The organism is Mesorhizobium sp. M1A.F.Ca.ET.072.01.1.1 (assembly GCF_004023325.1).
Classification (GTDB): domain Bacteria; phylum Pseudomonadota; class Alphaproteobacteria; order Rhizobiales; family Rhizobiaceae; genus Mesorhizobium.
In genome coordinates this window covers 1-10,187 of the sequence record NZ_RZSF01000255.1, presented here as the reverse complement: position 1 = coordinate 10,187, position 10,187 = coordinate 1, and the positions used below count along the sequence as shown (strand labels likewise).

Sequence of the window (10,187 nt, the reverse complement as noted above, 5' to 3'; positions counted from 1 at the left end):
CGACCGTCTCGGTCACCGGAAGCAGGGAACCGCGTTCCCGAAAAGACGCCGCGATGGCACTGCTGCCCTTCGTCATGGTTTTTCGCAAACGGCCTGTCTGCTTTTCCGATGACCCCCGCCGATCGTTCCGGCCGGGTCGACGTTGACGCGCTACGGAAGGCGCGGGGGGCAGGCGTTTCCGCAAGTCACGTTGCGAGCCGGTTCGGATTGACGAGGCTTACCTGAAAATTCGGGCGATTGGCGCTCTCTTCACTCGGCCATCGAAAATCGACACCCTGTCGGGTTTGTCGCGTCTACGACATTAATGGTGTATGGCCCAATTTCGCACCACAAGATCCCTAAAGTATTTCATGATAATATCAAAGTTTCAGCCAAGCCTCTTATTGCGAACTTGGCATGATATTTGATGCTTTCAATTGCGCGAAGCTCTGCCAATCTATGTGGGTCCGCCCCATAGCTTCAGCGATACCGGGCTCGCCGACCACGGCGGCAGTGCAGCAGCTGGAGAACATGTGGCTATTGAAAATACGCAGATGGAACAACCGCGGGCGGCTGCCGCCTCACGGACAATCGGTGGCGTAAATCTTAAGAACAGGAATTTCGATGATCGACGTCATGCTGCAGCGTAATTTCCCTTCCTGCGAGCTACCTAACCAACGAAAACTACTAGGAGTGGTCGGCGGGATGGGAACCTTGGCGACGGCCAAATTCTTGGAAGCTCTGGCTCGCAAAAGCCGATTTGAAACAGACCAGGATCACATCGCATTTATATGTCTATCGGCTCCAAATATCCCCGATCGTTCGCAAGCAATTTCAATCGGCAGCGACGCCCCCTTGCGGCAAATTGTGGAGCGCGCGTCTTGGCTACAGAAAGCGGGATGCGGAGCAATCGCTATCCCCTGCAATACGGCGCATCTCTGGGCCACAGAGATAAAACAAGCGCTGTCAGTAAAACTGATCGATATGGTTGAGATCACAAAACAAGCCATAGAGGTCTCACATGGTAGTGAAGCGCACAATCTTCGCTCAATCACCTTGGGAACGAACGCAACTATGCAACACGGACTTTATGTTGAACGAAACGAAGACCACTTCGGCAAAGAGTGTTGTCGCCGCCTCAAGACACTTCAAAATGAGACCGCAAGAATTATAGCGGAAGTCAAGTCCGGAAACACGAAAGACGCAAAGGACAACCTAGCAAGGGTTGTTAAAGTCGCCAGATCTTTCGAGCCTCACATAATTATCCTAGCTTGCAGTGAATTGTCAGCAATCTGCGGAGACATCGCAGACGGTCATAACATTGTCGACCCGATTGATATACTTGCTGATGCTTGTATTGCCTGGTGGATAACAGAAAGCCAGCCACACCCTGTTGGCCAACAGATTATGAGGTAGACGCTATGAGAGCTTGTTGGTCCCCAGCGCCATGCTTGCAGGGAATGCGGCGCACATATGTACGGGCCGGTGGAGCGGGATCACGCCTCCAAGGGCTTGTCCTTTGTTCACCCGGAGCTCTTTGACAGCGATAGGTGACCGGAGCCCGGCATTGCCGCTTTTGTGTCATCGGTGATCGAGGGCGGCATTGATCCGTCGGATGGACGGCATCCGCTCTAAACTTAGAGAACTGGGACTTAAGCCTATGATTGCATTTCCCCAGCTCTGATGGATTATCTCGTCACCTGAACCGCGAAGAAGAACGGCGTCCATCATTGATCGTAGGTGACGGATTGCTGCTACCGGCCCGTAGCCTTCCATACGGGGAACTTGTTGGTATAGGAGGCCAAGAGTGCGGATGGGGAAGTGCGTTGATGGGATAGAGCTTCGCCATCTGTGCTACTTCATTGTAGTGTCGGAGCGCGGAAGCTTCCGCTAAGCAGCCGGAGCGCTTGTAGGCAGGAATCCCGATCAGCCGCCGCGTGCACGGTCTCGAGGACCGAAATCGGGGTGCGCGCTGTTCTCCGGAAGTGCGGCGGCGATATACTTGGCGCTTCAAGCCTCTATCGCGCCACGGGGCGCGACTGATCCCCAATGTTCATTTTCTGGTCAAAATCCACCGCTCGCATATACGGCAAACGGCGACCATGGCGGATGAAGTCGCAGAACCGCCGAGGCCTGCGGGGCAGGAGAGATTCGAAGTCGCTTACATCGAGCGCTTATGCTGCTAGCTTTGGTATGGCTCTCTCAATCGCAAGAATCGGGTGTTGCGAGTCCCCGCAACCCACGATTCTTCCGAAAGCAAGGTACCCAAAACCCCGGCTTCCGAAAGGACGTCGGGGTTTCTCTTGTTGGCGGCGAACCGCAGCAGCGCGGCAAGGTCGCCGTGTAGCACGATCGCCAGCTCAACCGCGTCGGGCACGAGCGTCACCTGATCAATCAACGTCCGGAAGACCTCCGCCGCCTCGGCCTTGCCGTCTTCGCTCCGCAGCCCCTCATAGAGGGTCGAACCCGCTGGCGGATAATCTCCGCCATGTTCGGATACAGGAGCGGCGGCGGCTCCACGGCCTCGGCCAGCGCCTTTTCGAGATCACCGGCCCGATCACATCGTCATCGACGGCAGCCAGACCAATCATGAAGCCATCACTTCCTGCGATGCCGCAAATCGGTTGGAGGATCGCGCGTATCCATGGCAACGCTGGTCGATCCCGTTCCCGGCGCTGGCTGAACCCGATCACGATCAGGAAAAGTCGATACTTGAACAACAGGATCGAGCAGGACCATCGGCGCATCAAGCGCCGTGTGCGGCCGATGCTGGGTTTCAAGTCGCCGGCCACCGCCAGCATCACCCTTTCGGGGATCGAAATGCTTCACATGATGCGCAAGCGACAAGCGACGTACGCGTTCAATCCAAATCCCTCCCTGGCCGAGCAGTTCGCCATACTGGCGGCATGACAGCGGCCTGTCCCGACCAACCTTCATAACACAGAAAAAGACTTTGCAACACAACCAACTCTTGTCGTCGTTTAGCCGCGCTTTTGAAAAGCCATCAACACTTCAGACTTCGCTCGAGCCAGACGACGTCGGCGTCGTTTCGCTGACAAGGCTGATCAAAGACGAAGTCCTCGACGCACTTCCTGGCTTGCCCACATCCTCCGGGCTGATGCTCGAAAAGTGGCTGCGGTGAACGCCCGAAATCTTTGATCGGTTATTCAACGGCCTCCGGCGACATGGCTTGCAGACAGACGGACTGGCTCGGCCATCCAGTCGCGGTCGAACCAGCTGAGCTTGGGAACCTCCAGCCCCAGACTCCTTGCGATGGAGAGGGCGAAATCAGGTACGACCGGGTATGTCGCGACACAGAGTCCGACGAGCGCGAAGGTCACCGCGCGGGCCGCAGTCCGGGCAAGCGCCTCCTTCACCTTCGGCGCAGCCGGAACTTGCAGTACTGAACATGAATAGCGGTCAATTGCGTCGACGAACGCCTCGATTGCGCGTGTCAGCTGACGCACGTCCGGGTAATCCGCTTCGAATCGCGCCCGCACTTCCGCGTTGAAGCGTCTGCAGTCCGCGAGGAACGCAATGTCGGTGGCTGACCACTGGCCAGGACACGGGAGCTCGTCTGTCGCGACCCGCCCGATGACTTCGTTAGCCTTCGCGACCGATCTCGACAGCCGTCCGTCCCAGAAGTCCCGTTTCCAGCTCTCGTAGGCACCCATGGAGAAGTCCTCGACAGAACCGTCCGGGCGACACCGACACAAGTAGAAGCGAAGCGGCTCGGCAGTTTCTTCCGCAGCGATGTCGTTCACCCAGATTGCGTGATTTCGTGATGTTGAGAACTTCTTCCCCTCAAGCGTGAGCATCTGGTTGACGAAAATCCGTCGGGGGAGCATCTCATGGAGATCAAGCGCCGAAAGTACCCCGGGAATAACCAACAGACGTCCGAAGGCGTTGTCCGTCCCGAAGAGAATGTCCAGCTCCGGCATCTCGTCCCGTGGGATTTGGTACCAGAAGGCGGGGCATCCGCTCTTTTCTCTTATCATTTCTAAGGCGAGCAAGTGCCGAGGCACGTGTTCCATGGTGATGGTAAACCGCTGGCATTCAAATCCTGGGATTGGAATCCGAATTCCCTCCCGGTTTGGGTTTGAAATGCAGACTGCCGGAAGCCCCCGGGACAGCCAGGACTCGACATAGAGCTTGGCGTAAATGGGCAGGAAGTTCCGCGAGGCGAAGGATTCGAGTGCGTCATGCAATGGAGCGAGGTTCAGGAAAAGGCGCTTCAGGGGACGACGTCCCAGCGAGCGCCCGTCGAGATCGACCGGATCCTGGAGTTCGGCATCGAGGACCAGCGCGCCGCAATCCTCGCATTCGTGACCGGAGGAATAGCCGCCGCAATATGGACATTTGCCGTGGACGAAGGCGTCCACCTTGAAGCGCCCACTTTGGACGTCATACGGGACCAAATGCTCTCTTTCAGCGATCAGGCCCTTGTTGCAAAGTCGCTTGAAGACCTCGAGAACGACCGCCTTGCCGCGGCGGTCAGGCTTTGTCCCAAGGAAAATATCCGAAACTGCATTGAGCCGATGCAGAGCCTCCTGGAAAGAAGCCGTGTTTTTCTCGGCCAGCTGGTAGTATTCCAGTCCAGCAGCGTCGGCCGCGATTGCAATGTGCTCAAGGTGACCGTGCGTGCCCTGCAGCACGAAAACCTCTCGGCCGCCGGTCTCGGCAATTCGGCGCAACACATCCGCGTAGAGGAACGGGCCTGAGGCATGGCCTATGTGCATTTTCCCATTCGGGGTAAGCATTGCGGGCACCAGCAGCAGCGGTCTGCTCTTTCCTATCGCTTCGTTCTTGGAAGTCGCCTCTTCGAAGGCTGCGCGGCTGTGCCACCACACTGTCTGCATGACTGCACCGCTGTCCAAAGCCTCAATCCTGTGCCTGCTCAGCGGGTCTATCCTAATGCTCTCTCCGCCAAGCAGCAGGAACGTCTTTTCGTCTAGATGAATTCGAACGGCGCCAGAGATCACCGTCCAAAATTCGACTTCCGTATGGTTGTGACGGCAAGTGGTCGCGCCTGGACTGAGCTTCAATAGTCGGATGGAAACGTCGCCCCCTTCCGGGAAGGGATCATGCATGACGATGCCCCCTTCGATCGAGATGGGGACTGCGCGTGTTTCATTTTTGAGATCTATTACTTGCGAACACATCATTTCGTTTCCACGCTCGAATTTCCCGTTGGCAATGCCGCTGGCAAGGTCTCGGGGCGACCTTAAGCAGGTTGAAGCACGTGCCCGTCTTGCAGCGCCTTCGCCACCACCGCAGCCCGTTCGGCCAGACCGCCGAGTGTGTGCTCCGTTAAGCCCCGAAGGCCAAAAGAGTGGTTCACCAAGAAAACGCGAGGTCTCGGACCGGTGAGACACGATCCTGGCATCGGATCGAGTCCCACTTCGAAGGACTCGTCGACAACGACGTCGGCATCTTCAATTCGCGGTTGCAGCGGGTGGAGGAATGATAGATGGCGACGGTTTGAAAAGCCCGTCGCGCATACCAGGAGTTCAATTTCAAGCGTCGTCGAGTCCGGCCTGCCTCCGATTCCGCGAAGGTCAAGACGAAGACCATTCTCGAGACGCTTTGCCGCCGTGATTTCAGTATACGGGAACAGCCTGAGCCTGTCGCGTCCGCACGCCTGGTCCTCGAATCGAAGATCGTAGATGCTTTTGAGGACGTCCTTGGTGACGGTGGAGAAGTTCGTGTTCCTCGTGTCGGAAAGAAACCTCTTGCGATCTTCGAGTGGCAACTCCGCGAACTTCAGCGAGTGTGGATAAGTGTAGAAATCATTTACGAACGGGTTGTCATCCGTTTGTTCGAAGAGGTGGCGCCGACCAACGACGATAACTTCCGACACTTCCCGGTGTTGGAGCAGGAATCTGACTATCTCGCCGGCGCTTTGCCCGGACCCGACGACCGCAACGCGACCGTTAGCGTTGATCATTCCCTCGTTCGCATGGGATAGGAAGAAGTTTGAATGCACCACGCGGCCGGAGTCGACGGCCAGTTCTTCGGGGATGTATGGCTCATGCCCAAGGCTGACGACCACGTCGTCTGCCTCAATTTCTGAAACATCTCCGCTCGAGACATCCCTGGTCATGACGACAAGGGTTTGGGTTCCCGACGGCTTCTCGTGGAACCTGACCGCCACCGCCTCCTTGCCGAAAGAAATCTTGTTCGCAAAGAACCGGCTTACCCAGACCAGATAGTCAGAAAACAGCTTCCTTGAAGGATACAGATTGTTCGTATGGATGAAGTGATAGAGAAGCTCCTTGTCACGCAGGAACGAGAAAAAAGTGAATGGGCTTGCCGGATTCCTCAGGAACGCCAGGTCCTTGAACAACGACACTTGGAGCATCGAATCCTCGAAAGCGATGCCCGGGTGCCATTCTGCGCTGTCGCGGCGCTCAAGGACTTCCAGCGAATCCAGAACTGAGGATCCCCGCTCCTTGAGGCAGGTCAGCAGTGCCAGGTTTGCTGGTCCGCTCCCCACGAGTAGTGTCTTTCGTCTTTGCATGACCGGCTCCCAAAATCGTGCTTGTTTCCAACAGCCCGGTCGCGCGCTCGGCAAAGACAGCGATCCGGCTTCTCCTCAGTTGCTCGAGGGCCATCGCGGCGACATCGGCGAGCGCGGCTTTGCCGGGGTGTATGGGACCCCGCAACTGTTGACGCGTGACGCATTCCACGGCTGCGGCAACCGGAACTGCGGTGGCGATAGCCATGCTTGAGATGCCTCGCTCCTGAAGCTCGGAGCGCAGGATGCACGTCCAGCGGCCAACCCGCCCTTGGCGATCCTCAATGGCGATGTCAAGGACGACCTGGTCGCCATCGTCATTTGGGCGCCGGCGACTTAAAAGCGCCTCCGTGACCTCCTTGACCTGCAGGCGCGCGCTTCCGATCTCGATCTCCTCGTCGGACAGCAGCCCGAGGCGATGCAACATTCGAACGCCATCCGCAAAGCCAGGCCACCGCACAGTCAATTGTCGAAGCGTTGGAATGCTAGGATGAGCGCCTGCAGCCGTCGACGAAACCATTGCATCATCATATGCTTCGAGAAGGCCGACACCATCCACGAACAGCTGAGATACGCTTTCGAATCGATTTCGCGTTACGGCTTGGCCATCGATTCGAGCCAACGCGAGCCTCTGCTCTAAGGGCAGCCGACGCCCAAAGGCGAGAGCATAGTTCAGCGGAGGTTCCGGAATTCTGGGAATCCCTCCGCAATGAGTTACTATGCTCTCTATGTCCTTTATTTCAGCCGCAACCAGCGAGACTAAAGATTCAACCAGTCCTGGTTCGAGACCCGCTCCCAAGACTACGGGCGGACCGTTAGGCGGTACCCGGAGAATGTCAGGATCCCCAGGGCTCGGCCTGCCGACGCAAATAATAGGGGTGTGTAGACCTGCCTCGTGCGTTTGGTGCAAAAGCTTGCCGACCAAAACTCGGGAATCTCTCCAAGACGTAGCCATGATCAGCGATCGGGCTTGAACCGAGAGAGCGGATGGACCCAACGACACGTCGAAGCGGACGTTTTCGAGATTGCCCAGAAGCCGTTGCGCCACGGCAAGCGCAGAATGGCTCCTGTCAATCACGACAACAAACGAGTCCGGCTGGTCCGCAAGTTGCAGCGCCACTGCCCGACCGACCGGCCCGGCTCCGATGACGACGTGTGATCTCCCGTGCATAGTGCCCTCCTTAGCCTTTACCGCCAACTACGGTCGGGGTCGGCTTGCGCCGGATCGTGCGATAGCCAAGGAGAGCGATAGCCGTTTGCAGTAGAGCCAAGCCGGCAATCAACAGCGTCAGCGTGTCGTATCCCAGCTGGACTGAGACGAGCCCGGCGGCGAAGGGGAAGAAATACAGGCCAAGAAAATAGGAAAGGCTGAAGATGATCTGCACCAAAGTCCGGGACTGAGGCGCAGTCACGCGGACAGCTTCTGCCTGCATCAGGGGATAGGATAGCCCATAAGTTATGCCGGTCGCCAGCGATGCCATTGCGTAAATGACGGGGTGGCCCGGGGAGTAGTGAAAGCCGAGAAGCGAAACGACCATCCCGCCCAGGAGTAGCGGCAAGGTGCGGTCGGCCGCACTGCGGGTTACGCGCGGACCGATTGCAAATCTGGAGCCGACTACTCCTATGGCCCAACAGCCAAAGAATATTTCGTACGGAAGACCTGAATTATTCGCAAATAGAGCCTGGAAGTTTATCAAAGTAGTGTAAATGCTTGCGGACAACAGTACAAGAATAAAAAATAGAGCAGATTTGCTGAAGAGGAGATCGAAAAGGTCGCGCGCAATCGAGGCGTTATTCGGAATATCGGCTTCGCAGATGTTCGCCGCACGTTGCGCTGCCCACGATGACAACGCCGACCCTGCCGTCGCCGCGAGCATTGCCAGAATGAACATATCCAGCGTGCCCAAGCCGGCGTACCGGGTAAGGAGGCTGCTCAGCAGCGGTCCGCAGGTTAACCCTAAGGTGGAGAATGCAGAGTAGGCCATGAAGCTCGATGGCCGGTCTGCATCGCTTGAGAGGGTGGAAATGCATATCGAGCCCATAGTGAAGTGCAGCGCCCATCCGCCTGATTGCAGCATGTAGCTGAGGAAGTAGGGGGATGTCGCGCGCACCCCCGACAATTCGTTCAAGAGTACGGTCGCGCAGGCTGCTGCAGAGAGAAGCCCGCCGATGGGTGCGAGCCTCCGCACACTAAACTGGCGTGTCAGCGTAGGACTGATCAAAACTATTAATATAGCCACCGCCATGCCTGCTGCTGAGATCGAACCAAAAAAGATCTCGTCGCGCCCAACCGACAACAGGTAGACTGGAAACAGCGCAAAAACGCCCATCGCGAAGGAAATCAGATATCGTTCAGCAATGAACATGCGCCTGTACCACAAAAGGCGCGTATTAGTGATCGAGATGCTGCGAGTGTTCATTTTGTTAAGCCATGACATTGTACTTTTCGTCGGTTAGGACGAAGATAAATTATGTATCCAAATATGATTCGCGTTTTTGGTGCGACCATTGTCATGGTCGAAGGAATACGTTGCCTTAGATCGAGAGCCTGAAGCATAGGTCCTTCGCCTGTTCATCGTGGCTACCCCTGACACGAGGTATGGCCGGCAGCTGTTGCCCGCCCGGTAACGAAGGCTATCAAGAGTCATGCCAGCTTTGCTTGATTGAGCTGAAGAAGGAACTTTGTGGTTTCTTTTCAGTCGATTAGCCCGAAGCAAAGCAAGAGATCGACTGAAAATGGCATGTCGCGAACTCGACAAACCCGAAAAGAGATGTCGGATGGCGTTGTTGAGACTGCTCCGCTCTGACCTCGCCGGTGAGCCACGAACATCGTGCCGTGTCCAAATGGAGCTCGGAGTCGAGAGGGTTGCAAAGTTTACTACACGCCCGCGGAGGCCATAGAACGCGTCGTTCCGGTATGGCTGACCTTGATTCCGAAAGCAGCTCGCGAGCTGGAATACGAAGACGATCGGCACCATCGACGGTCCAACCGTCCAACCAATCTAAGGATGGAGAGCCAGTTGCACCCTGAATCGGCTGGCGACTATTACGAACTCCCCGATCTTCCCGTGGTGGAACAATCGTCTCTCAGAAAATGACCCAGTCGGCTGCGGCGCCCAGTCCATCAGACTGTGATTATACTACGAGGGCACAGGATGCGCGCCGGGCCTCCTCGGTGACAAGCCGGGAACAGAGCGTTCCCGCAGCGATGTAAAGCATCAGCGCGCGCGGCTTGTCGACTGAACGCGGTGCGAAATGGGCGAGCAGATATCGGCGGCACAAACCCGTCCGATGAGAGTGTTCTCTGTATCGAACACGTTGGCAAGCGCCACCACTTTCGCCACCGCCGTCTCGACTGACCTTCGCCACCCCGCCCTGCCGAGCAGTCGGTTCTCAAACGAGGCTTCGCGGCGTGAAACACGATCACTCCTTTGCGGTTGTTCTTGAAACGCACGCTAGGGTTTTCTAACCTGACACATTCTTGAGATAGGCGATGACGTTTTTGATGTCGTCGGGATTCTTAAGGCCAGGGAATCCCATTTTGTTCGTCGGCACCTTCGCCTTGGGATCGAAACGTGGCGAAAAGGGTCGTATTCTGGCGTAAATTCGTGTGCACTCGTCAGGTTCTAAGAATTTGATGTTAAAGAAAAAATGCTGAAAAATCAAGACCGTAGAGTAGCCATAGCACCCA

At 56.6% G+C, this 10,187-nt stretch carries 6 protein-coding genes and 3 pseudogenes; 3 read left to right on the top strand and 6 right to left on the bottom strand.

What is annotated here, in order from left to right; all coding sequences use genetic code 11:
- Nucleotides 1–603: 603 nt before the first annotated feature.
- Together EOA32_RS27230 and EOA32_RS40160 are read left to right on the top strand one after the other, a co-directional pair.
- Entirely contained in the window at nucleotides 604–1,395 is a 792-nt protein-coding gene (locus EOA32_RS27230) for an amino acid racemase (RefSeq protein ID WP_128373363.1), read from the top strand.
- Nucleotides 1,396–1,419: 24 nt separating this feature from the next.
- Nucleotides 1,420–1,683 (top strand): annotated as a pseudogene (locus tag EOA32_RS40160) (aldehyde-activating protein); the annotation flags it as partial.
- A gap of 478 nt (nucleotides 1,684–2,161) precedes the next feature.
- Here the strand turns inward: EOA32_RS40160 and EOA32_RS27220 are convergent.
- Nucleotides 2,162–2,377: a hypothetical protein gene (locus EOA32_RS27220; RefSeq protein ID WP_128373362.1), complete on the bottom strand. Its 216-nt coding sequence runs from the start codon at nucleotides 2,375–2,377 to the stop codon at nucleotides 2,162–2,164.
- Nucleotides 2,378–2,528: 151 nt separating this feature from the next.
- Here EOA32_RS27220 and EOA32_RS27215 point away from each other — a divergent pair.
- Nucleotides 2,529–2,889: pseudogene (locus tag EOA32_RS27215) on the top strand (DDE-type integrase/transposase/recombinase); the annotation flags it as partial.
- Nucleotides 2,890–3,146: 257 nt separating this feature from the next.
- On the opposite strand, the gene EOA32_RS27210 reads toward EOA32_RS27215, so the two are convergent.
- The 5 genes and pseudogenes from EOA32_RS27210 to EOA32_RS40155 all read right to left on the bottom strand — a co-directional run.
- Complete coding sequence (locus EOA32_RS27210; protein ID WP_189407412.1) at nucleotides 3,147–5,069, bottom strand: class I tRNA ligase family protein; 1,923 nt, start codon at nucleotides 5,067–5,069, stop codon at nucleotides 3,147–3,149.
- A 134-nt stretch (nucleotides 5,070–5,203) separates the two neighbouring features.
- Entirely contained in the window at nucleotides 5,204–6,499 is a 1,296-nt protein-coding gene (locus EOA32_RS27205) for a SidA/IucD/PvdA family monooxygenase (RefSeq protein ID WP_128373360.1), read from the bottom strand.
- Complete coding sequence (locus tag EOA32_RS27200; RefSeq protein ID WP_245499399.1) at nucleotides 6,390–7,451, bottom strand: saccharopine dehydrogenase C-terminal domain-containing protein; 1,062 nt, start codon at nucleotides 7,449–7,451, stop codon at nucleotides 6,390–6,392. Before EOA32_RS27200 ends, EOA32_RS27205 begins: the two co-directional genes overlap by 110 nt.
- Before the next feature lie 226 nt (nucleotides 7,452–7,677).
- Entirely contained in the window at nucleotides 7,678–8,862 is a 1,185-nt protein-coding gene (locus EOA32_RS27195; RefSeq protein ID WP_210214852.1) for an MFS transporter, read from the bottom strand.
- Between the two features lie 1,099 nt (nucleotides 8,863–9,961).
- Nucleotides 9,962–10,187: pseudogene (locus tag EOA32_RS40155) on the bottom strand (hypothetical protein); the annotation flags it as partial.

Excerpts from the sequence above, each read along its gene's own strand:
- EOA32_RS27205 (WP_128373360.1), bottom strand. The coding sequence starts at position 6,499 with ATGCAAAGACGAAAGACACTACTCGTGGGGAGCGGACCAGCAAACCTG.
- EOA32_RS27230 (WP_128373363.1), top strand. The coding sequence starts at position 604 with ATGATCGACGTCATGCTGCAGCGTAATTTCCCTTCCTGCGAGCTACCT.
- EOA32_RS27195 (WP_210214852.1), bottom strand. The coding sequence starts at position 8,862 with ATGTTCATTGCTGAACGATATCTGATTTCCTTCGCGATGGGCGTTTTT.
- EOA32_RS27200 (WP_245499399.1), bottom strand. The coding sequence starts at position 7,451 with ATGGCTACGTCTTGGAGAGATTCCCGAGTTTTGGTCGGCAAGCTTTTG.
- EOA32_RS27210 (WP_189407412.1), bottom strand. The coding sequence starts at position 5,069 with ATGCATGATCCCTTCCCGGAAGGGGGCGACGTTTCCATCCGACTATTG.